Here is a 24831-nt window from a genome sequence, read left to right on the forward strand (position 1 = left end):
ATTTCGGGAGCGTTATACTTATTTTTAAGAGAGTAATTGCAGGTGATTTTTAACCATTTTATGGAGCGAGAAATCACTTAAATCTGCCTCAAATGCATCTTCTTTGATAGCTACCTTTGAACTTAAAATATTTTGAAGAATTGTTTTTAGTCCTTCCACATCTTGTTCTTGAAACAAAAATCCGTTTTGATTATTCTGTACCAATCCTAAAACATTTCCTTGATTAGCAGTAGTTACCACTGGTAAATGAGACAACAACCCCTCTAAAACCGCGTATCCAAAAGTTTCTCCATGCGATGGATGTATTAAATAATCATAGTTGGCATACAACTCTTTGAGATTAGAAATACTCCCTTTAAAACTAAAATAATCTTGCAAATTGTATTCTTTAATACAGTTTTCTAGATCAGTTTGGTAATAACCTTCGCCATAAATAGCGATGGTAAAGTCAAATTTAACCTCATCGTTCAATAATTTAACCGCCAAAATTAAATCTTGAATTCCCTTTTCTTTTCGCAAATGCGAGGCAACTATAAACCGATTATTTGTAACAAAACTAGTTTTCTGTTTAAAGTTGTCTTGCTGCAATCCGTTATAAACAAGCTTCGTTTTGGATTTTATTTGTATCCCAAAATCCTGGATCATCGCGTGAACCGAAAAAAGAGATACCCCAATGAAGTGATCGATATATCGGGAGTACAGTAATCCTTTGACTCTTTTTTCGACTTTCTTTTTTAACGGATACCCATGCAACGGCCTAGGGTTATGATCGACTCCTATTACCTCAGCAGTCGATAACTGTTTTATTTTTTTAAAAAACGACGTACACAATGCTACAAAATGAGTGATAATATGGGTGTAAGTAGGCTCGTGCTTTTTGCTGAAATTCAGAAAAAAAGCTTCGATACTTTGATTCCCGCTTGCATAAATAGTGAGCTTGCTATAGTCACCATGATTCGATTTATTGGGGAAAAACCAATCTATTTGAATATTATTCTGTTTACAACTGGCATCAAACTCCCAAAAGAAATAATCCATACCTCCTACACGTTCGGGAAGCAATTCATAATTGCAGAGTATTGCTATTCTCTTTAAATTATCCATTGAGTTGTGCTAGAGATTGAGCAATACGCTTACTTGTTCCTTCAAGAGATGTGCTGATTTGCATGGCTACCAACCCTTTTCGTTTAAGGCTTCGACCAGCAGGATTTGCTAAGGCTTCATTCATTTGTTCGACTAATTCCTTTTCGTCTTTAGCAATAGTAACTGCTCCGCTGTCGATCACTTTTTTATAATGATCGTAATTTAAAAATCGTTGATCATTGTACAACCCATTTTCAAGATTACCAAAAACAGTATTGATTACGGGTTTATCAAATAGCATAAAATCCAAACTCATAGTCGAGCACATATTCACATTGAGATCAGCATATTGCAATAGTGCGCGTAAATCTTTGATATCTTCTATAGAAGGAATGCGTTGTGACCAGGCTTCTGCATGGTTTTCACGAGTTAGAATCCACTTGGGATTATTCCAACTAATTTCTGGAAACTCCGCTTTGATTGTAGCAAACCGAGTTGCTTCTTCGGCTGGAGAAGTACGAACTACAAGTTGACAATTCGTTATCTTACCAGCTCGAATCGCTTTAACTATCGCTTTAACAACTATTGGATCATTCCCTCCAATACTAGCATCTGCACAGCTGAAGCAAATAATTCTCTTATTTTTATCTAAATCAAAAAGGGTATGAAATTCATCTTTAGAACAACTATATTGCTCCATTGTATAGGGTTCAAACTGAGGCGTACCTACCACTTTTACTTTATCAGTAGTAACATTAGGGTAAAAATGCAACAACTCTTTTTTCATCAAATTACTCCAAACTAAAAAAGAATCAAAGGTCCCTAACATCCTTCCTTTTGAAGCCAAATTGTCCCAACTAAAAATAAAACTAGTTGTTGGTATTTTATTTTTAATCGCAGCATATAAAAAAGGAGCTAAATAAGGCGGTCTTTGGTGGGTAAAGAACAATTGTGTTGGTCGGTCTGTTGCTAATAGTTTGATATACGATTTTGTTACTTCATGATTTGAAAAACTAAAAAACTGTAATTTTTCGATTTGCATAATACTCCAATCAGAGTGGATTACTCTCGTAACAGCATAAATACATTTTACTACAATAGCTCTCAATGAATTCTCTTTAGGATAACCTGATGTCAATGTGTCGCTCATTCCGTAAAAAGATTTAAATCTTTGTAAATGTGCCACTTCTTTCCATTTTCTAAAAAACCAAGTTAACTTAGGTTCCTCAAAAACTGTTAATTCTCTGACATCAACGCTTTCTATCAACTTTGTTGGGAAAGCACTAATAGGTAAACCCGAATAAATAGTTACTGAATCAAATTCCTTAGTTGCGGCTGCAATGAAGTCACTCATAATAAAATTACGAAAACCAACCCCATCAGTTATTACTATTCCTAGTTTTTTCATTTCTTTTGGAATTATTAGATTCCTCTAAATTGCTTTTGATGATTGATGGTCCAAAACGTTTCTTTTTCAATTACTTGTAAAAATAATGCACTGCTGTTTCCAGAACCAAAATCAGGATTAACAGCTACTGTTTGATGATCATCAATAGTTTTCAAAGCACTACTGATGCTCTCCACCGAATAATCTACATTCAGAATATCAGCATGAACGGCACGGTTTTGTTGTCTTGTTCCAATATTGATGATGGGCAATCCGTAGTATGGTGCTTCCCTGATTCCTGCACTACTATTGCCAATAATGAATTGTGCGTTTTTGAGTAAGCTTAAAAAATACTCAAAACGCAAGGAAGGAATAACTCTGAAGCGGTTATTATTTTCGAATCGTTTGTATGTCGATATAATATATTTACTACCCAAGTCATTGTTCGGATAAACAACTACATAATTATGATGATCGTCCAGCAAACAATTGACAATATTATCTGTGTACTGTTCCATTTCATTAGCTTCTGTAGTTACGGGATGGAACATCACTATAGCAAATTTTTCAAAATCAATTTGATAATATTCTTTAGCAACTTCAAGGCTAGGCAAGGTATTCGAAAACATGATATCAATATCCGGAGAACCAATCGTAAAAACAGAGGAAGCAACTTCGCCCATTTGTAGCAATCTTTTGGCCGCTTCCTCATTCGAAACAAAATGAATATGACTCAGTTTACTTACACTATGCCTAATCAATTCATCTACCGTTCCTGATAATTCACCACCTTCAATATGAGCTACTAAAATATTATTTAAGGAACCTACTATTGCACCCGCCAGCGTCTCTACTCGGTCACCATGCACCACGATTAAATCAGGATTTATTTTTTTCGAATAACTGGATAGCCCTTCAATAGTTTTCGCTAGTGTCAAATCCATTGTGGCTTCGTCGGTGTGGTTTTCAAACGTATAAATGTTTTTGAACTGACAGCGTTGGATTTCCAATAGTGTATAGCCGTATTCTTCCTGCATGTGCATGCCGGTAACAAAAACAAAAACCTCAAAACTAGCATGAACATCCAGAATTGAAATCAAAGATTTTATTTTTCCAAAATCAGCACGAGTACCTGTTAAGAAAATTATTTTTTTCATTAATTATTTTTAAATTCCTATTGTCAGGCGGAGCGGAGTCGAAGCCTTTTTGTCAAATTACGTTTTATATAAACCAGATTCTCGACTCCGCTCGAATTGACAATCGTTGTTGCATGCATCACTGTCAGGGGGAACGGAGTCGAAGCCCTTTTATCAAATCACGTTTCATCTAAATCAGATTCTCGACTCCGCTCGAATTGACAATTGTTGTTTCAATTACGACTGTCAGGCTGAGCGGAGTCGAAACCCTTTTATCAAATCACGTTTCATCTAAACTAGATTCTCGACTCCGCTCGAATTGACAATCGTTGTTGCATGCATCACTGTCAGGCTGAGCGGAGTCGAAGCCCTTTTATCAAATCACGTTTCATCTAAACTAGATTCTCGACTCCGCTCGAATTGACAAACGATATTTCTCGGCGGAGTCAAAGCCTTTACTCAATATCCTCCAATTTCAATTGCTCATCATTCTCTATATCCCTCAAAGCAATCTTCCCTATCAACTCATTAAATCGTTCAGCTAAAATTTCACCCGTTCCGGGGCGTTTTACCCAAATATTATCCATGGTAAACGGTTCTCCCTTTTTTATTGGTTTAATAGTACATACTGTAGCAAATGCAAAATCTATGGTGACTTGTTCTTCTTTGGCTGGTTCTTTAGTGCCACCTCGCATTTGCCAGATTTCATTAGAACTCACAATTAAATCCTTTGTTGCCTTCTCATCCATACTACACACAATATCTGGACCTGTGCGTTGCATGGTATCTGTAAAATGACGCTCTAGGATACTTGCACCCAAGGCCACTGCCCCCAAACAGGCATTGTTATTTAAAGTATGATCTGACAAACCAAAAACCTTATCCGGAAAAGATTCGTGCAGCTCTGTCATAGCGCCAAAACGAACCAAATGAATAGGCGTAGGATATAAATTAGTAGTATGCAATAGCGCAACAGGAACCTTGTGTTTATCAAATATAGATACTGCCTTTGTAACACTATCTATAGTATTCATTCCTGTACTCAAGATAACGGGTTTACCAAACGAAGCAATCTGCTCTAGCAAAGGATAGTTATTGCATTCTCCCGAACCTATTTTATAAGCCGGTACATTAAATTTCTCTAATCTGTTGGCTGCCGCACGAGAAAAAGGTGTTGAAATAAAGATCATTTTTTTACTTTCAACGTACTCTTTTAGACTAAATTCTTCTGCTTCATTTAAGGAACAACGTTCCATGATTTCGTATATCGAAACATCTGCATTGCCTGGAATAACTTTTTTGGCAGCACCACTCATTTCATCTGCTACAATATGGGTTTGGTGTTTTACTACCTCCACTCCTGCTCGATGAGCGGCATCAACCATTTCTTTGGCAACAGCCAAAGAACCTTCATGATTGATTCCAATTTCTGCAATGACTAATGGCGGAAAATCGGGCCCTATTTTTCGGCCTGCTATTTCTATATATGGGTTCATAATTGTGCTATCAATTAGTTTTTAGGAATTTTTGAAATAAATATTCTGCGTAGTCAAAATCATCTTGGGTGTCAATGTCCACAGTAGCAAAAATATGATGTACAAGATAAGGAAAGCTACTTTCATTCATAATTTCGCCCTTTACTATTTGTTTTGCTTGACAGATATACAATAGCCCATTTTCAAAATAAAGAGGTGCTAAATCCTGAGAACGCTGACCAGCTTTGTAATTCATTGGAATAAAACGGTCCTCAACAATATTCCCTAGTTTATACTCGTTGCGGCTTACCGTAAATAAGCTACTCGACTGATTGTTGCTGAATGTAACAAAGGCTTCTTTCAATAAATTTTCGGGACGCAATGGGTTTGTGGGTTGCAATACAATAACATTTGCAACCTCATCCTCAATAGACTCTAAAACATGTTGCAAAGCTGTTATGGTAGGTTCTAAATCTCCCGCAATATTTACCGGCCTATCGATGACTTGAACTCCTTGTTCTAGTGCTATTTTCTTGATCGAAGGATCATCTGTACTTACATATATTTCATCTACAATATCCTGATTTTTTTTTGCGTAAGCGATAGCATGAACAAAAAGCGGAATCCCTCCTAAAAGCATGATGTTTTTATTTGGTAGGCGTTTGGAACCGCCCCTCGCTGGTATGATGACAATGTTTTTCATATCACTTCTATTTAAAATTAAAACCACTTTTCACAACATCCTTATTTTTTGATTGCAAAATAAGCTTGCGTATGACCACATGATTCAGCTCTTTGTAAGGCAAACAATTTCAAAATAATATAATGCACCACATCTTTTACATAATTAAAATGAAAATAAAACTTTGGACGTATTATTTTCCCGATGGTTGCCATTTCGATAATTTCGAAGCCGTTGTTTTCTAAATGAAATTTTACAATATGCGGCAAGGGAACATAAACGTGATGTTCTACTAAATGTTTATCTTGAAAAGCATATAGCGCATTTTTAAACAGCATTGAGAACTTGCTTGCCGCGCTCAACGGATTTGGGGTAGTAATCGCAATGAACCCTCCTGTTACAATATGGTTCGCAATGTTCCTAATACCTAATTCTGGATTTGACAAATGTTCTAAAACCTCTAAAAAAACGACAAACCCAGGCTTTTTAGATGTTGCAGCAGCGGGGTTATTGAGATCCCAAATGACAGATGCATCAATTTTCCTGATATAATCGAAAGGTTGCCACTCCATTTGAAATCGCTGCGCTATAGGCTGAAACCACCCAAATCCGGCGCCAATATCACTTATTGTTTTATTTGGCAATTGATTAATTACCTGCTTTAATTTTGCCTCAACCCACTGACTGCGGTCTAGCTTTTTATAATTTATCATCCGTAATTTTTTCGTGGCTTGGTTGCCAATATATTTTTGTTGGGCTTAATTTTGAATACACTTCCCATTCTTTGGGAGACAATCTCTTGCCCTGTTTAAAGAGTTTAGGGAAATTTACAATTAAATCCTTGAATGCTAATAGCAACACCAACAGTACATTTAATTCTCCTTTGAATACTTTTCGTTTTAACTGCATCCAGATTGAATAACTAAATTTTCGTGGCACTAAATGCAATGGAGTAAACATAAAAAGCAAATACCAACCTGAACGCAAAGAGCGTCTTAAACGCAAATTATGATCCAAATCGTTCCTTCGGGCTTTGACATTTACACGATGTTGTACTAAAACTTGAGGTACATAATCAACAGACCAATTGTTCTTAAACAATTCATAAGAAGCAAAATCCTCTTCACCGTAAAACTCGAACCATTCTGGGTAATTTGCAATACTACGCCATGCCTCCATACGCCACACATGTCCGCAACCTACAAAACTTTGTACTACCTGGTCTTTTTCGTTTGTGCTGGTCGAAATAGGTGCTTCGAGCCCCCAAAAGATGCGAAACGCAAGTAAACCGGACGCTGGATTGGTATCGAAATAGGCGCTAATTATTTGCAAAGGATTTTGGGTAATAAAATGGGCATCGTCATCCAAAGAAATAGCGAATGGTGTTGTAACTAAATCAAGTAATCTATTCCTACTGTATATTAATCCTTTACTTTCTTTGTTTTGAATTAGTTGAATTAGAGGATATTGTTTTGCAATAAAATCATGGCTTCCGTCAGTCGAGCCATCATCACAAATTATATAGTTCACTTGATCATAGCTAAACAAAGCGGTACATTTAGCTAAAGTAATCCTAAGATCTTTAATTCTATTTTTTGTGGTTATTAGAATCGTGAAAGCAGGTTTTGTCAACTCCATTCTTAATACCTTTTAATCATGTGCTTGGGTAATTTTTTCCAACGTAAAAAAAGTGTAGTCAGCCAACCAAACGATAAAAATTTTACAAAAACTCTGTTTTTAGCAAAATGCACTACTGCATTGATGGGTTTTCTCTTTGTAAAATTGATGGTAGAAAAATCTATTTTTAGCTCGTTTTTTGCAGGTACGACCATCCAATCTTCATGCACATTACCCATGTGAAAGGCATAATTATCCTGAGTTGTTAATCGCCAATAGTCTTTTTTTAAAGGTAATTGATCCAGATAACCTTCGCTGTCTCCTCCCATTTTGTAACCTATATAACTCACTATATGTTCGAAAATATCTTTTTTATAAGTTGCCACAAAATGTCCTGATCCTATCAATACTTTCAAATCTGGATTAATGGTTAATGACAAATTATATTTTAAATAATCTTGATTATAGTTTCTATCCCATCCTATACTGTCATAAAAACGAATTAAGGCTTCTTGATTTTTAACGGGACTAAAGCACATTTTACCATTGAACAAATTAGCCAATAACACATTACCGCAATGGCCTTCATACATTTTAAATTGAGGCACTATACCCACTACGCCCGCTTGCGGTACCTGATCGAAAATCTTGGTCGTTTCATTTTGCCAACTATTTAAAAACAAAACATCGGCATCTGCAATTGTGACTAACGGAATTGCATTGCCTGCAATTCCTTTTAAAACAGCATTTAGTTTGCCAATATTCTCGGTATGTATCAATTCCTGAATTAGCTTTTGTTCGTATAAATCATTGAGGTAGACTTTTACGTCATTACAACTCCCATTATTAACAATACTAATGCATGTTTTAGCGTGTACCGTTGCCACTAACGAATGGACACATAATTGTAAGATCTTAAAACTATCTTTAAAATAACCTTCTTGATGCGGTATATACACCGGAACAACCACCTGATGTAGATAATCTGGTGCACTTAACAGCTGATCTTTATGTGGGTTATGACCGACTCTCATTGAAAACTTTTCGATACAAATTATTAACTTTTATATTATTAATAGCATAATCCAAACGTAGTTTGGCAATATTTTCATTGAAAGCATATGCTTTAGCAATTAATAACTTATTATTCAAAGCCTTACAGATGACAGAATATATTTCATTGTTACACTCGGGATCATTAATTAAAAAACCGTTTATACCATCAGCTATAATTTCAGCGGTTGCATTTCCTGGATTAGACTGAATAGGGAAAGCTCCCATGACAATAGCCTCTAAAAGAGTATTAGGTATACCATCTGAAATACTGTTGCCAATATATAAAAGGGATTGCCCCATTAATTGAAGTAATTCCTGTTGAGATAACTCGTTACGTGTGAAAAATTTAAAAGGCAATTTTTTATTTTCGATAAAAGAGCACACTTCTTGGTGAGCCCCAAATATTACGATTTCATATTGTGGATAAGATAACTGTATCTTTTCCATTTCTTGTACAACAATTAAAGCTCTTCCAAAAATATGTTGGTACCCTTTTATTAAAATTATTTTTCGCTCTGCAATTTCCTTTTTATGCTTCGCCAAAAATTCAACCATATATCCAGTTCCTCCGGGGATTACCTCATTAAGATATCCAGAAAAACCTAATCCAACTGCTAGTTTACAGTCACGTTCACAATCCGCTTGCAGGTAATCAACCCTCTGCAACACCTTTCTTAATTTCGCATTATGCCTGCTTAAATCTTTGTAATAATACAGGTCACTTCCCCAGCACGAATAGATCCATTTTAAATTAGGAAATTTCTTCATTGTCCTCAAAATTGGATACGAACAATTTTGCATTTCAAAACTGTGAACGACATCAGGATTAATTTCTTCTATTATTTGCTTTAATTTTTCGTCAATAGTAACTTCAAGCAAAGGCTGGATAATATTAAAAACTGTGGACATTTTTTTTTTCAAAAAATATTCCCCTTTTATATATGGCATTTTTCGTTCTTTCCATTTGGCATATTGCTTCACTCTGGGGCAAGTTTGTAATTCCCCTCTATCTAAAACATCAAACCAATATAAATCATGTTCAGAGTCTTTTAAATTCTCGATCCATCGAACAAAATGAATTGAATTCATCGAAACAAAAAGTATCTTCATTTGCTACAACAATTTATAACCTTTATTAAATATACGGAACACCAAAAAAGCAAATAAGGTTTTAAAAACACCTAAAAAATCAAACAAATATAATTGTGAAAATAGAAGACCTTTTAAATAATACAAGTTATGTTCGTCACGTCTAACCATTGCTTCCCGAAATAAATACTTATAACGATCTTTTATATACACCTGAACAATTGAAAGATCAATTAGATTATTGTTTTTTATTATTTGAGAATGTTTATGCCTAGCTCTAAACTCCGACTTAACTTCATCTATATCTAGCTTTTTAATTTGTTGGGACAATGATCTACTGTGAACTCTATACTTAATAAGTACTTCATCTAAATAAGTGATTTTAGGCTTTTGATATATCATTCTTAAATTAAAATCCCAATCGTCTAAATTTCTTATGGTTTCATCAAATAGTTCAATTTGATTTGCAAGAAATTTTTTTGTCCACATGGGCGGCGAAACATAAAACTGTACTTTTCCAATTAAATAATCTTGAATCAAATTTTCAGAGTAGATATTATTTATTTTGTCCCAACACCCTGATTCTGCATCAAAATACTCTAGTTTACAAACACTTACATCTGCCCCCAAAGACAAGGAATTTAATTGCTTTTCTAAGAAAGTAGGACACATCAAATCATCACTATCAAACCAATTGATGTAAATTCCTTGCGATAGCTTGTATCCATAGTTTCTGCAAGAATTGGCTCCTTTAGGTCTTTCTATCGGCCTAGAATAATAGCTAAAGCGAGAATCCAGTTCTACATACTTACTGATTACAGAAAATGAATCATCATTGCTATGATCGTCAATAATGATACATTCCCAATTTGAGTATGTTTGATCCACAATACTATCTAATGTATCGCCTATTAAATCGGCTCTATTATAAGTGGGAATAATTATGGAAACTAGTTCATCGTTGGGATCAAACTTTGAATTATTCATAATAAACTATAGCTAGTTAAAAAAATTAAACTTGTATCTATCATTTTTTATCTTTTAAATAAAAATAAATTAGTTGATTACAATCACTAATTCAAAGTAAAATTGTGTTGAGAAAAAAATTTAGATAAACTGCAAATTTTTTATTCTTTAACTCAAATTTGAATTCAGAAATTAACCGCTAAGCACTTCCAAAATCAATAATAAAATCCATATTATCCTTGAATTGAAACTCACTAAAATAATCCCCAAATGAAGCAACAATCTCTTTATTATCTAAACAACTTACAATTAATGCTTCTAGTTTTATTGCTATATCGATTTGATCATTACTTGTAGCCATGTATTTGTCATCATTTATAATAGTGCGTAATTCACATACCTTTGGCAATAATGCTAAAACTGGCTTATTTAGTGACGCTATAAATGGCGCTTTCCCCAGCAAAATATTGCTATAATCTAACACACTTTCTATTAAAACAATAATATCAGCTTCCTCTTTCTGTTCGTTTGCAGAATTTGAAAAATCCAAACTATCTAAAATATGAATGGTATCAAATACTTTGTATTTTTCTTTTAATCTATTATTTTCCGAGCTCTTCAAGCGGAGAACTAATTCTGATTGCTCCAAAATCAATTTGTTTTTTCTAATCAACGCTACGTATGCATCAATTAAAATATCTATGTTCCGACCAAATTGTAACCCTCCATGATAGGAAATTGAAATTGGTTTTTGTTTTTTCCGAACCTGAGTTACTTTAGACAAATCAAAAACGTGTTTATCATACTGATGTGGCAGTGTATAAAACTTTTTTTGATTACCATAAATCAATTGCAAATCTTTTGACAGTAAATGCGAGGGTGTTGTACAGCGAAAGGCCTTTTGAACAACAGAATACATTGATTTAAAATCAATTAAGTCTTTTTCTGTCAGAGGACCAGTTCCTGAGGAATCAAAAAACAGTGGAAACGGATCATGAAAATTAATAATAGCTTTCGACAAAATAGGCAAGCCTTCTAAACCTAAAATAGTTTCATACTCTAATCCTGCACTACGAACAAAAACCAAATCATACTCATATGCATTAATTTTTGATATCGCTTTTTTATATTGGTTTAATAAAAACAATTTATACAATGACTTTGTAAAAACTCTTCTATAAATGGCATTTGTAATTTTTAATAAAAAAGAGGGCTTCCTTTTAATCAGATATTCAGATATACTATTCACCGGCAAAATCTCCTTATCATACTCGTGTTTGTAGTACATGAAATAATGCACATCTAGCACTGCATTGGGATATAAATGGGACAACTTACCAATAAAAGAACGAGAAACGATCCCTTCACTAGTTCCTGAAACCCTAAGATCTTGAACAATTATTAATATCTTCATGATGTTTTTTTTAGAACCATCAGACCACTTTTCATCAGGAACTTCATATAATTTTTAAAGTAACCTTTGCTCAAGTACAACTTCGTAAAAAGCACCCAAAACCGAATGTTTTTTTTATTATATAAAAACGTTTTTTCAAGATTCTCTTGTAAAACAGGGATTTGGAGGTCTTTAAAAAATTCTTTCCTCTCCTTAAGGAGATAATAGAAAAATTCAAAACTAGCTTCGTTTTTTAAAACTAAATTATCAGCTCTGGATGTGATGTTATCACCACTTAACCTAAATTGCACAACGGCCTCATTAATCGTATAAATTAATCCAAAATTGGATACTTCGAGTACCGCTAAAACATCCGAAAACCAAGCCAAAGGAAGATCTTTAAATTTATGTGTGAGCAAAGCATCTTTATTAAAAATAAATTCACTCAACGAAGAGCGGGTGCCACCCTTAAACTTACGCATCAAAAAATCAGTCGAAGCCTCATACATAGGATGTGTATATATACCCGATATTGTTGCATCGTTCTGATCGATTACTTGCGTTGCATACCGAATCACTTTGCAATTCTTACTTTCAACTAGGTCTTTATTTTGGTAAAATAGTGCCACGCAATTAGCATCAATAGTATCATCGTCACCTAGAATTATTACCCAATCCTCTTCTTGGACTTGAGCCAAACAACGTTCCCATTGTTGTGTTAACGATATAGAGCCTAGATTAGTTTCGTAATACTTGTAATCAAAATCAAATTGACTTTGAAACTTTTCTAAAAGTTGTAATGGATCCTCATTACTAGCATCATTTCCAATATACACTTTAAAACGTTTGTCCGTTTGAAGCGCCAGCGATTGCAAAGTAGCTTCAAAAAAACGGATTTTATAATACGGAATAACAATAGCTAATACCAATGCTGTTACTTTAAAGATCTAAGATTTAAAAAGACTGCTTTTGCTAGAGATAGCAAGCCAATTTTTTTTATTATTTTTTTACACAATAAACCAAACTGATAGGTATTTGACTTTTTTAAATTCACTTCTCTTTCTCTCCAATAAGTCATCCCGTTATGATTCCTAATTATAGCCGATTCGTAAAGCATTTGAAATTCAGCTTCATTTAAAAAATCTTTTAAATAACGAATGGCTTCAAGCGTTTCATTAAAAAAACCTTTGATTTGTGTGCGCCCTTTAGGGTTTAAACGGTAAAAAGCCAATTGTTCATCAATATAGAAAGTCTTTGGGGATTTTTGAAATATTCTAAGCCAAACTATCCAATCTTCCTGAGCAGTTAGACCCTCAGGAAATACAACAGCATCAAATAAATCTGCCTTAAAAAACCAACAATGAATAGGAATTGTAAAACCATCATTCCAATACCTTGCAAGATTCTCAAAATTAAATTCAAAATAGGCTAATTTAGAGAAAGGCGGTAGTACATCTATAGTCGAATTGGTAAACATTGCATAATTACAGCAGCAAACTTGAACATTGTTTTTAAATATTGCCTCAAGAGAAATTTGTACTTTATCTACTGCTAGTACATCATCTGCATCTAAAAACTGAATATATTCTCCTTTTGCGAGTGTTAGCCCACTGTTTCTTGCTGCACTAACGCCTTTATTTACCTGATTTGTATATTTAAACCTATTGTCTTTAGCAACCCATTCCGTTGCGATAATTTCGGTACGATCTATACTGCCATCATTTATAATAATACATTCCCAATTTGAATACGTTTGATTAAAAACAGATTGCAAAGTTTCATCCAAGAATTGATCTTGGTTGTAGCAAGGGATAATAATCGAAACTAATAAATTAAACATCTAAGTAGTGAGTATTACTTTTTATATTTTTTTGTCTACTAATGATCACTTGCTTTATGGTAGTATTAAAAACTTTAATTTTTTTTACCAATCCTTTCACTGAAGTATAATTTAAAGTAAAAAAACTAATAATCAAACCTTTATAAATGCTGCTTTTCTCAAGATTTACTACTGAAGAATTAATCTCTTCATTAATATTAGCGTAGAAAACCATGAGGTTCTTCTGATACAATTTAAAATATTTCTCCGAATAAACATCTATTTTATCTTCATCATGCTTATTAGCATCATGCCTTATAAATGCATCAGCAACAACTCCAATTTGCAAATTATGATACAGCATTCGTTGACAATAATTATTATCTTCTCCATAATGAAAAAAGATTGGATCAAATCCTCCAATTTTCTTTATGGCTGCTATTGGTATAAGCCAACAAGCTGCTTGAATAAAGTCGATATTATAAATATCTTTGCCTTCTTTTTTTAAAACAAAATCAGAATAAAAAGAGCGGGACTTATCTTTAGCCATGAATTTAAAAAAATAATCTTCTAATAAATCACCCGAGTAATCTAATTGAATAGGACTCAAAATTCCGTATTCTGGATACTTTACTGCTGTAGCAATTAAGTTTTCTAAAGAGTTTTCGCATACAGATGTATCTTGATTTAATAAAAAAACGTAATCCATCTCTGTCTGCAAAGCATAACTCATGGCAATATTGTTTGCTCGACCAAAACCTAAATTATTACTTTGCTCTAAAAGTACAACACTTGGAAAATTAGACTTAATATGAGGAACAGTGCCATCACTACTAGCATTATCAACTACTATTAATGTTAAAGGAATTGCACTTCTTAAAACGCTTTTTAAGCATTCATCTATCCATTGCATTCCATTGTAGGTAATAATAATTACGCAAGATTTCATATTTTAACTAGCTCTAATAGTGATTTTATAAAACGAACAAAATTATATTTAGACATTGGATTAAGTAGGTACAAACTAAAACTAGATTGTAAAATCAGTTTTTTACTACCAGATTTAAAACAGTAATTTAAAAACCTTTTGGCTGCAAAAATTTCTGCCTCGACACTATAATTCGTATGTACTGACATAGGAAGTAAATCCTTATACAAACTATGGATTTTGATCGTTGAAGTGATCCATTGATTATTTAAATTACCCCAAGAAAAATGTTCAATCAGTACCTGATTTGTCGCACCTATTTTGTACCCCTTTTTTCTTGTTTCGATCGCTAAATTTAAATCATAATGATGAAATCCTTGCAACGTTTCGTCAAAAAAAATATTTAATTCTTTTCGTAATACTAAAAAAACACCGTCTATCAAGACTACCTCGTTCAAATTACTTTGTTCGAAACCTACATTTTCTTTTATTATTTTTCCATCTGTATAATGTTGAATAATATTAACTGATTTGTACTTATCCTCACAATCCCACCATCCAGAAGGTGTACTTGTTTTCTGACTGCTACCAGCAATTCCTAGCAAACCATACTGTGGATTTGCAGTAAATATTGAAGTAATCACTAATCCCCAATCTTTTGTATGAAAAAGTATATCGTCATGAATAAAACACAAATAATCACCTATACTCTTCCTTATTCCTAAATTATAAGCTTCAAAAATAGAATATTGGTTGTTAGAATTATCAATTACAATTAATTCATAAACAACACCTACACTTTCTTCAATATTTTTATAAAGTTGTTGATTAATTTTCTCAGTCCGTGAACAAATAATGATTGAAATCATGAAACTAATTTTTTTAGTTTCAATTTAATTTTTTTTCTTAATTCAAATTTCTTTGAAAAGAAATTAAAAATACTCAGCGATGTAAACAAAGCTTTTAATTTTTCTTGATTTTTCAGATATAGCAATACTTTTTCATATTTTAATTCTTTAATGATAGCAGCATTATTTAGAAATATTACATCGTGATTTTTAATATTCTGTTTTTTTAAATAGGTGATCATTTTTGATCTCATTAAAAAGTCAATATTTATTATCGAAATTCTTTTCTCATTAAGTGCCGCTTTTGCAATAACACTTTGAGAATGGTATCTAAAATAATTTAACTTTTGTGCATTGAATGCTACATTATTATTTAAAACAACCTTAAAATACAGTAGCCAATCACCGCAATATCTTAATTCATTTTCGACCATAATATCTCCTACTATTTCAATAGCTTTTTTTCTAATTAACAAGGCACTAGCATTAGGAATGACATTCTTAAAAATTAAAAATCTTTCTATGAAATCATTACCCTCTAAGCTAAAATTTTCACGAAATAGAATCGAGTCTAAATCATCTGTATGATTAATCCAACTACCAGTAATAACTCCTTCTTGATTGACTTTATTTGATTGACAATAAGACAAAGCAACTGATTTATTTTCTAGCATGGGTTTAATAATTTCCTCTAAAAAATTAGGCTCACAAAAATCGTCTGATTCTGCAATCCATATATATTCTCCTTTGGCTAATTGGAGTCCTTTGTTCCATTGTACAAAAGTGTTACCGGTATTTATTTCGTTAAAAACACAATGACTTACTTTAGGATGTTTACTATATTGGATCAGTATATGCCTGCTGTTATCTGTACTACAATCATCTAATAAAATAACTTCATAATTGGAATAGGTTTGACTAAAAATACTATCTAAACGTTGTTTGAGATAATTTTCATGATTATAATTTGGAACTATTACCGAAACTAGAGATTGGAATTGCATCAAGGCTATTTTTACATTAAACGATTTAAAACCTGCATTACCTTATTCTTTTTTAAAATCTCTAATAACTTATAACCTCTGGTATTTTTATATCTTAAAAAGCTACCTTCCATATTCGACATTTGTATCGTCTTCTTTACAATTATACCTTTTAAAAACAGTTGATATTCTACTCCGGATAAAATATTCAACCCTATAAAATCAAGAGCTTTGAAATAATTTTCCAGCATAAATTTTTCATTTCTAGTCATTCCATTACCATTCATTCTATAAAACACTAAAGCTTCATTAATAAATATAATTTGCGGATCGCACTTTAATATACTAAGCCACATTACCCAATCTTCTTTTGCTTTTAAAGTTTCGGGAAAATTAAAATTTTGAAAATTTTGTTTAGAGAATAAACCACAATGAATAGGTATAGTAAACTCAAAATCCCAATTATTTAAAATAGACTCAAAAGTAATATTTGAAACATCATAGTAATTAAGCGGTTCATAATATTGTTCAACATCTGTCTCAAAGGTTTTAAAAGTAGTCACGATTAGAAAATTAGATTTTAAAGGATCTTGGTCTATGATTTTTTTCATAGATTTCTCTAATTTTTCAAAATCTAAAATATCATCAGCATCCAAAAACTGAATAAAATCACCTATAGCAATTTCAATTCCTGCATTTCGAGCACTACTTAATCCACCGTTTTCTTTGTAAATATATTTAAAACGAATATCTTTAATCAGCCATTCTTTCGCAACTATATCAGTATCATCTGGGCTACCATCATTGACAATAATACATTCCCAATCGCTGTACGTTTGATCCAATACAGACTGTAATGCCTCAGGCAAATATTGCGCTTGGTTGTAACAGGGAACTATTATAGAGATTAAAATTTTTGTCATTTGTTATTTAGTAAATTTCGCTTAACGGATAAAGCTACCTTCCGAATATATTGTAATTCTATCTTTTTGTCTTTTATAACTTTATCGAATACGATTTGAAATCCTTTTATATACTGTGAACGATCAAAATGATAAAATTCAGAATAAGCAATCCAAGAAGATCTCCATAAATGAATGGTATAACTTTCCTTTTGCACGTGTTGTTTGAAATTTAAAATATCGTCCTTGTGTTCGTAACTGAGGGGATAAAAATATGCAGCAGGATAAATGACAATTTCATTTTTCCGCACAATTGTATCAAATGAAGCATTAAAATCATAAGCATGTTTAAAAATATTTGTTACAATTCTGGGAATTGTAATTAACCCAAAATCGATTTCATTTGAGATTTTAATAACTTTGTATTGTTCCAAACAATTATGAATAAATACACTTTTTCTTATTGTTCCTACTATTGCACAATTAATAAATTCTAAACATTCTGCTCCTAAAAAAGTTTTATTTGATAGGAGACCGTCTAATGATTTTAACAGTAGCATGTCTGTATCAAGATAAATACCTCCGTATTCGTAAAGTACTTTTAATCGAATGTAGTCAGAAACGAAAGCCCACTTCTTTAATCTATAAGCCTCTTTTACAAATGGTAAACTCAAATCAGAATTGCTTTCATTCCATTCTATTATTTCATAATCTGGCAAATGTTTTTTCCATGACCGCATACAGTCCTTAACCAATTTTGGCTTCTTAGACTTCCCAAACCAACAATAATGAACTACTTTAGGAATCATCAATATAATTTTATCTCCTTAAGGTCTATAGCTACCATATCATTTAACTCGTTAAACAGATAATAACCTTTAGATCTCAATAGTACTACTGATTTTTTTTGATCTTCATTTTTCAAATTAACGAACTCGTATTTTATCATAGAAGGCCTAATGATATTGAAATCTAGCATTTTGAGGACTTCAAAATCAAAACCTTCCGTATCTACCTGAAAATAATCATTTTTTTTATGGTTAAAGTTATCATTGATAATATTCATCAAATTATCTGCCTCAACCGTAATACACAAAACATCTTGAGTATCAATATTAAGTTTTTTATGATGCTCACTATCAAATGAAGCAATCCCCTTTACCCATTCAGGATATTTAGATACTGAAGCCGCTGCAATTTTATAGATTAAAGCTTGCTTGTAAATAGGATGAACCGCCTTGCTTATCTTTACAATCTCAGGGAAATCTCTATAATTATCTTCTAATTCTTTAAAATAGTCTAAAACTGGTTCTACAACAACTCCAGATGATTTCCTTTGAATCACAAAATCATATAAAAAATCAAAACTAACTCCATCATTTGCACCTATTTGAATAAAATTAAAATTGGCATTAACTGCGAAATTACTCTTCAAAATCCTTTCACTAGAGAACATTTTTACTCTAAAAAAAACAGCTCTTCCAAATCTATTACCTACTTTAACCGCAAATAATAGCAGTAAATTTATAATGTATATCATATTGTTTTGATACTTATTTTTTGGTGAAAAATTTTATTCCATGTTTTATCTAAAATTCTTCCTGAACTAAAAACATCTTCACCAACTACCTTAAACTTAATTGCATTCTCCAAGCATTCATAATTGGGCCCATCATCTCCAAAATAAAGATTTATCCAATAATCACCGTTAGCAAATAATGGAAAATCATCAATGATGATAATCGCACTACCTTTTCCTTCCTTAACAACAATACTAGTACCAAGGTGTTTATTATTAATACCAATGTATGATATTTGATCTAGATCTTTTATCACAATTCCTACTTCACCTTCAAAAAAATCTCTACTACTAACAAAATCCAGTTTTAACTTAAGTTGAGAACCAGTATAGACTACTTCACTTAACTTCCCATTACAGTAGAGTTCTGCAGTCTCAATTCCGTAATCACTGTTTTTATCTACATGATTTTTAAAATCATAAACACCGTAGGGAGTTTCATTTGAATCAACATAAGCGGACATGTAATACCTTGATAACGCCTCTTCAACTCCACCATCAAAAACAACTCCACCATTTTCCAAAACAATCCCTCTTGTACACAAGCTCTTTACCGCCGCCATATTATGACTCACAAACAAAACCGTTCGCCCACCTTGTTTAGAAATATCTTGCATCTTGCCAATCGCTTTTTTCTGAAACTCGGCATCACCTACTGCCAGTACCTCATCGATGATTAAAATTTCGGGCTCTAGGAATGCGGCTACGGCAAAAGCGAGTCGCACTGTCATTCCGGAACTATAACGCTTTACTGGCGTATCTATATAACGCTCACAACCAGAGAAGGCAATGATTTCGTCTATTTTGGAGGCAATTTCTTTTTTGGTCATACCCAGAATGGCACCGTTCAGGAATATGTTTTCCCTTCCCGTCATTTCACCGTTAAAGCCCGTTCCTACTTCGAGTAAGGATGCAACACGGCCACCAAACTTGATACTACCCGTTGTAGGAGCTGTAACCCGTGATAAAATTTTTAGCAGCGTAGATTTACCAGCACCGTTTTTACCAATGATACCTAATACTTCTCCGCGCTCCACTTCAAAATTAATGTCTTTTAAAGCCCATACGTACTCACTTTCCCCTTTGGTAGATCGGTCATTAGTATCACCTATCTTCAAATACGGGTTCTCTTTACCGCGTATTTTATGCCACCACCGATTTAAATCATGACTCAACGTACCAGTACCTACTTGACCAAGGCGGTATTGCTTAGAAATATTTTCAGCTTTTAATATAATGTCTTTACTCATTTTGATGCTTTTGACTATTTGAAGTCTTAAACTTTGTTTGTCATTGATGGTAATAATTTACATCATTTTAAGTATAATTTTACTTAACCATTTTGCATAGCTACGCAACCCTGACTCCCTAAAAAGAAAAAATCAGAAAAAATCCTATTAATGATATCCTGCTGTAATAATATTGTTATCAACCTCTTAAAAATCAACTTGTCTTAATCTAACAAACGAAAATTACAACTAAAAATAATTAAACGGTATCAATAAAGCTCTTCTCAGTCTTATTAAATACTAAAATACCTATTAAAAACAATGCTACTGTCACAACAAATGTATAAGCCAGTCCTCCATAGGAAATCTCCCCTACATTTAATAGCATGTAACGAGTTGTTTCAATAATATAAGCCAGCGGGTTATATTGAATTAACCACGCATATTCAGGCATTTTTTCTCGTACTAAAGCCATAGGATAAACTACTGCTGAAACATACATTAATAATTGCACTCCAAAACCTATTAGATAAGTAAAATCTCTATATTTTGTAACCATTGATGAAATAATCATACCTAAACCGAGGCCAAGAATTCCCATTAAAAAAATTAGAATAGGAAAGGCTAGACTCCAAAAATTCAAACTGATGGTTGCTCCTTGAAAGTAATAATAAATATAAAAAGCAATAAAAATAAAAAATTGGATTCCAAATTTTAATAAATTTGAAATGACTATTGAAATGGGAACAATAATTCTAGGGAAGTACACTTTTCCGAAAATACCTGCATTAGCACCAAAAGTGTTTGACGTACCAGTAAAACAAGCAGTAAAATAATTCCAAATTGTAATTCCAGCTAAATTGAAAAGGAAGGATGGAACATTTCCCGTAGAGATTCCCGCCAGATTATTAAAAATTATAGTAAATGTAATAGATGTGAATAAGGGTTGAATTAAGTACCATAGCGGTCCCAAAACTGTTTGTTTATAAACCGTAACTACGTCTCTCCTCACAAAAAGAGTAAGTAAATCGCGAAATTGCCAGACCTCTTTAATGTTTAGCGAGAAGAAATTATTTTTGGGTGTTATTTCAAACAACCATGTGGTATTATTTTCTTGGTTATTCATTTATTATTTTTAAATCAACATACACCTATAAGAAACATTTTTAAAATGGATTGGGTATGTTAAAGCACAATTGTAAAGTTAACGTCTAAATCTAATTTAAACAAAAAACACAAAGATATACTTTGTGTTTTACTATTATTTAATAAAATGAGATAATAATTATACATCTAAATTTTCAAATGTTGAATTCATACTTTTAAACTCTGGTACAATTTTCTTCATTTGAAAGACGATTGCACTGTTATCAAACTGACTTGAAATACTGATAAGTTCATTTATCTCAATATGGAGCATTTCGTACTCATGCAGGATTTCTTGTGCAATCATTATTTTACTATGATATGTTGGAATAGTTTTAGACGTGTTATTAAGTAATTCTTCAAATAGTTTTTCTCCAGGTCTTAAGCCTACTACCTTAATTTCGATTTCTTTATCAGGAATAAAACCTGCAAGCTTTATCATCTTTTTTGCTAAATCTAAGATTTTAACAGGCTTACCCATATCAAAGATGTAAATCTCCCCTCCATTACCCATAGCGCCAGCCTCGAGCACAAGCTGACATGCTTCTGGAATAGTCATAAAATAACGAATAATATCAGGATGGGTAATTGTTAGTGGACCTCCACTAGCAATTTGTTTTGTAAATAGGGGAACCACAGAACCATTTGATCCTAAAACATTACCAAAACGTGTAGTTATAAATTTAGTCGCGTTTTCATCGCCTTTTTCTTTACTTCTAAGTTGTAATGATTGTACATATTTTTCAGCTATTCGCTTACTGGCTCCCATAACATTACTTGGATTCACTGCCTTATCAGTAGATACCATTACAAACTTTTTAACCCCATATTGACATGACAAATCTGCTAAGTTTTTAGTCCCTTGTACATTTGTATGTATCGCTTGTGCAGGGTTATCTTCCATCAAAGGCACGTGTTTATATGCGGCAGCATGAAATACAACTTGTGGTTGATAAGTTTCGAAAATCTGGCTTAAAGCACTTTTATTTCTAACATCAGCAATAACCGTAACTATTTTGGCTTTAGAAATGATATTCGCAATTTCTAAACTCAAATTGTGTAAAGGTGTTTCTGCTTGATCTAAAATAATAACTTTTTTAGGATTAAAATTTAATACCTGCCTAACAATTTCACTACCTATTGAGCCAGCACCACCAGTTATTAGAATGGTACGATCTTTTAATTGTTTAGAAATCAACTTACTATCTAAGACTATCGGTTTTCTATCTAATAAATCCTCAATTTGAATCTTTTTTACCTTTTGAGATATCTCTTTTTGATTTTCCCAGTTCGTAATTACGGGTACATTATAAACCTTAAAATTATGTTCTAAGCACTGATCAACTAGGATAATTTGTTCTTCTTTTGTCAAACTTTTATCTGCAATAATGACTGCCTCAGCACCTACAGTGCGCATTAATGTAGGTAACTTCTTTTTTTGTATTAAAATTGGAAGATCCAGCATACGCTTTGAGGCGTTTTGATTATTCTTATCGACAAAACCTACAATTTTAAAACGAGATGGACTTTCAAATTTAAGCGCATTAGCAACAGATATAGCATTCGCATCTGTTCCATAAATGATCGCCCTTGTTAAGTTCGTTTGGGTATTTTCTGAAACATACAATTCAAAAGATTGTTTGACAATAACGCGATATAAGAACAATCCACAAAATGACAAAACAGTATTAATAAAAAGCCCCGTATTTAAAACAATTTTAGTATCATAAAATACATCAAATAAAAAGTTTATGAGTATAAAAATTAAAAATACTGAGGACTGTGAAAACACTATTTTGATAGCATCCACAAAGGAGGAATGTCTAATAATCCCTGAGTACGTTCTAAATAACCAAAAGAAAAATATATTAACAAGGAAAAAGCTGCATACAAAAAATGAACTGTGCGAAGTTAGTACATATTTTAACCCAGTACCTTTAAATATTAAAAAAGTAAAAATAAACGCAAATACTAAAACGAATGTATCAATAAGTACAATAATCCATCTAGGAAGATAACTTAGATTATTAATATTTAACCTCAAAACTTTTTCAAAAAAACTATGCTGTATTTGCTTTTTGAAATATCTTTTTATATTACCGTTCATTATATACGATGATTGTATTGTTTACCGCTTTCATTTTAAAAAGCTTATTTTTGTTTAAATGAATTAACTTTTCAGTCAGTAGAATGGATTATTATAAATCTATAAATTGACAGTTGTAGCGTAAAAGTAATTTATATTTGGTTTTTATCCTATATAAAATAGACTTTTCAATGGTTAATTAATCTTCATTAAATCTATAGATATTCTTGTGAAAAAATTGCTTATCATTTCATGAATTATTGATTTGATAAACGTCTATCCTTCGCAAATAATGATTTAACAGTTGTACTTATTCTTAATAAATCATTTTTAGTTATGCTATTCCCAGATGGCAAACATAATCCATTAAAAAATATTTTTTGAGCTATTTTACCACCGTAATAAGGATATTTTTCAAATATAGGTTGTAAATGCATTGGTTTCATTATCGCACGAGATTCGATATTTTCGACTTCTAGCGCCAGCATGATTTGTACTCGTGAAATTCCGTATGTTACTTCGGGATCAACTAAAATAGTAGTAAGCCAATAATTTGAAAAATAATCTTTATTGGGTTCACAAAAAACTGTTACACCATCAATATTGGCAAATAAATCAGTATAAAACTCATGAATACTTCTTCGTGTAACCACATGCTGTTCTAAAACTTCCATTTGTGCACGGCCGATACCTGCAGCTATATTACTCATTCTATAATTATATCCTATTTCACTATGCTGGTAATGTGGAGCGTTTTCTTTGGATTGAGTAGCTAAAAACAAAGCTTTATTTTTTAAAGCAATGGAGGAACAAACAAGAGCACCTCCGCCTGAGGTAGTTATAATCTTGCTACCATTAAAAGAAAGTATTTTCATATCACCAAAGCTGCCACACTTCTCGCCTTTATAACTGCTACCTAAAGCTTCTGCACTATCTTCTAATATTGGTATCATATATTTATCGGCCACCATTCGTACTGCGTCCACTTGGTAGGGCATTCCATATAGATGGACAGCTATTATAGCTTTTGGTTTTTTTCCGTTGTTTATTCTATCTATGATAGCTTCTTCTAAGGTAATTGGACATAGATTCCAGGTATGTAATTCGCTGTCAATAAAAATAGGGGTTGCACCTAAATACATTATTGGATTGGCAGAAGCAGAAAAAGTCAAACTTTGACAAATAACTTCGTCACCTGCCTCAACACCTAACATTATCAATCCTAAATGAATAGCTGCTGTACCCGAATTCAAAGCAGTCACATAATTTCCCGCACCTAAGTAATTCTCTAAATTTTCTTCGAATACAGTAATGTTTTCTCCAACTGTAGATACCCAATTGGTATCAATGGCTTCTTGAATGTATTTCATTTCGTTTCCTCCCATTTGAGGTGTAGAAATCCAAATTTTATTCTCAGCCATTTCTTA

23 protein-coding genes are annotated in these 24831 nt (G+C 32.5%); all 23 read right to left on the reverse strand.

What is annotated here, in order from left to right; all coding sequences use genetic code 11:
* Positions 1 to 24: 24 nt before the first annotated feature.
* Complete coding sequence (locus ACEN2K_RS10280; RefSeq protein WP_441759248.1) at positions 25 to 1104, reverse strand: glycosyltransferase family 4 protein; 1080 nt, start codon at positions 1102 to 1104, stop codon at positions 25 to 27.
* A complete protein-coding gene (locus tag ACEN2K_RS10285; protein ID WP_441759249.1) occupies positions 1097 to 2491 on the reverse strand; it encodes a hypothetical protein in 1395 nt (464 codons plus the stop codon). The genes ACEN2K_RS10280 and ACEN2K_RS10285 overlap by 8 nt, the downstream gene beginning before the upstream one ends.
* A gap of 14 nt (positions 2492 to 2505) precedes the next feature.
* On the reverse strand, positions 2506 to 3627 hold the full coding sequence (neuC, locus tag ACEN2K_RS10290; RefSeq protein WP_441759250.1) for a UDP-N-acetylglucosamine 2-epimerase: 1122 nt from the start codon (positions 3625 to 3627) through the stop codon (positions 2506 to 2508).
* Between the two features lie 434 nt (positions 3628 to 4061).
* Positions 4062 to 5102, reverse strand: coding sequence for an N-acetylneuraminate synthase family protein (locus tag ACEN2K_RS10295; protein ID WP_441759251.1), 1041 nt, complete (start codon positions 5100 to 5102; stop codon positions 4062 to 4064).
* Positions 5103 to 5112: 10 nt separating this feature from the next.
* A complete protein-coding gene (locus ACEN2K_RS10300; RefSeq protein WP_441759252.1) occupies positions 5113 to 5784 on the reverse strand; it encodes an acylneuraminate cytidylyltransferase family protein in 672 nt (223 codons plus the stop codon).
* A gap of 41 nt (positions 5785 to 5825) precedes the next feature.
* A complete protein-coding gene (locus tag ACEN2K_RS10305; RefSeq protein WP_441759253.1) occupies positions 5826 to 6476 on the reverse strand; it encodes a class I SAM-dependent methyltransferase in 651 nt (216 codons plus the stop codon).
* A complete protein-coding gene (locus tag ACEN2K_RS10310) occupies positions 6463 to 7401 on the reverse strand; it encodes a glycosyltransferase family 2 protein (protein WP_441759254.1) in 939 nt (312 codons plus the stop codon). Before ACEN2K_RS10310 ends, ACEN2K_RS10305 begins: the two co-directional genes overlap by 14 nt.
* A 2-nt stretch (positions 7402 to 7403) precedes the next feature.
* Positions 7404 to 8414 (reverse strand): glycosyltransferase, encoded by a 1011-nt coding sequence (locus tag ACEN2K_RS10315; RefSeq protein ID WP_441759255.1) that lies wholly within the window; start codon positions 8412 to 8414, stop codon positions 7404 to 7406.
* Positions 8398 to 9546 (reverse strand): glycosyltransferase, encoded by a 1149-nt coding sequence (locus ACEN2K_RS10320; protein ID WP_441759256.1) that lies wholly within the window; start codon positions 9544 to 9546, stop codon positions 8398 to 8400. Before ACEN2K_RS10320 ends, ACEN2K_RS10315 begins: the two co-directional genes overlap by 17 nt.
* A 3-nt stretch (positions 9547 to 9549) precedes the next feature.
* Positions 9550 to 10512 (reverse strand): glycosyltransferase family 2 protein, encoded by a 963-nt coding sequence (locus ACEN2K_RS10325; protein WP_441759257.1) that lies wholly within the window; start codon positions 10510 to 10512, stop codon positions 9550 to 9552.
* A 178-nt stretch (positions 10513 to 10690) separates the two neighbouring features.
* Entirely contained in the window at positions 10691 to 11905 is a 1215-nt protein-coding gene (locus tag ACEN2K_RS10330) for a hypothetical protein (protein WP_441759258.1), read from the reverse strand.
* Positions 11902 to 12813, reverse strand: coding sequence for a glycosyltransferase (locus ACEN2K_RS10335; RefSeq protein ID WP_441759259.1), 912 nt, complete (start codon positions 12811 to 12813; stop codon positions 11902 to 11904). Before ACEN2K_RS10335 ends, ACEN2K_RS10330 begins: the two co-directional genes overlap by 4 nt.
* A gap of 5 nt (positions 12814 to 12818) precedes the next feature.
* Complete coding sequence (locus ACEN2K_RS10340) at positions 12819 to 13724, reverse strand: glycosyltransferase family 2 protein (protein ID WP_441759260.1); 906 nt, start codon at positions 13722 to 13724, stop codon at positions 12819 to 12821.
* Positions 13717 to 14652, reverse strand: coding sequence for a glycosyltransferase family 2 protein (locus ACEN2K_RS10345; protein ID WP_441759261.1), 936 nt, complete (start codon positions 14650 to 14652; stop codon positions 13717 to 13719). The genes ACEN2K_RS10340 and ACEN2K_RS10345 overlap by 8 nt, the downstream gene beginning before the upstream one ends.
* A complete protein-coding gene (locus tag ACEN2K_RS10350) occupies positions 14649 to 15500 on the reverse strand; it encodes a glycosyltransferase (RefSeq protein WP_441759262.1) in 852 nt (283 codons plus the stop codon). Before ACEN2K_RS10350 ends, ACEN2K_RS10345 begins: the two co-directional genes overlap by 4 nt.
* Entirely contained in the window at positions 15497 to 16483 is a 987-nt protein-coding gene (locus ACEN2K_RS10355; RefSeq protein WP_441759263.1) for a glycosyltransferase family A protein, read from the reverse strand. The genes ACEN2K_RS10350 and ACEN2K_RS10355 overlap by 4 nt, the downstream gene beginning before the upstream one ends.
* Positions 16484 to 16494: 11 nt before the next feature.
* Positions 16495 to 17385 (reverse strand): glycosyltransferase family 2 protein, encoded by an 891-nt coding sequence (locus ACEN2K_RS10360; protein ID WP_441759264.1) that lies wholly within the window; start codon positions 17383 to 17385, stop codon positions 16495 to 16497.
* Positions 17382 to 18173 (reverse strand): glycosyltransferase family 32 protein, encoded by a 792-nt coding sequence (locus ACEN2K_RS10365; RefSeq protein WP_441759265.1) that lies wholly within the window; start codon positions 18171 to 18173, stop codon positions 17382 to 17384. The genes ACEN2K_RS10360 and ACEN2K_RS10365 overlap by 4 nt, the downstream gene beginning before the upstream one ends.
* Positions 18173 to 18904, reverse strand: a complete 732-nt coding sequence (locus ACEN2K_RS10370) for an FkbM family methyltransferase (RefSeq protein WP_441759266.1) — start codon at positions 18902 to 18904, stop codon at positions 18173 to 18175. The genes ACEN2K_RS10365 and ACEN2K_RS10370 overlap by 1 nt, the downstream gene beginning before the upstream one ends.
* On the reverse strand, positions 18901 to 20193 hold the full coding sequence (locus tag ACEN2K_RS10375; RefSeq protein ID WP_441759267.1) for an ABC transporter ATP-binding protein: 1293 nt from the start codon (positions 20191 to 20193) through the stop codon (positions 18901 to 18903). Before ACEN2K_RS10375 ends, ACEN2K_RS10370 begins: the two co-directional genes overlap by 4 nt.
* 238 nt (positions 20194 to 20431) lie before the next feature.
* Positions 20432 to 21298 (reverse strand): ABC transporter permease, encoded by an 867-nt coding sequence (locus tag ACEN2K_RS10380; protein ID WP_441759268.1) that lies wholly within the window; start codon positions 21296 to 21298, stop codon positions 20432 to 20434.
* A gap of 159 nt (positions 21299 to 21457) precedes the next feature.
* Positions 21458 to 23425 carry a polysaccharide biosynthesis protein gene (locus ACEN2K_RS10385; RefSeq protein WP_441759269.1) on the reverse strand — a complete coding sequence of 656 codons (1968 nt, stop codon included), beginning with the start codon at positions 23423 to 23425 and terminating at the stop codon, positions 21458 to 21460.
* A 236-nt stretch (positions 23426 to 23661) separates the two neighbouring features.
* Positions 23662 to 24825 carry a DegT/DnrJ/EryC1/StrS family aminotransferase gene (locus ACEN2K_RS10390; RefSeq protein WP_441759270.1) on the reverse strand — a complete coding sequence of 388 codons (1164 nt, stop codon included), beginning with the start codon at positions 24823 to 24825 and terminating at the stop codon, positions 23662 to 23664.
* Positions 24826 to 24831: the final 6 nt, after the last annotated feature.

This window comes from Flavobacterium sp. W21_SRS_FM3 (assembly GCF_052113625.1).
GTDB lineage: Bacteria > Bacteroidota > Bacteroidia > Flavobacteriales > Flavobacteriaceae > Flavobacterium.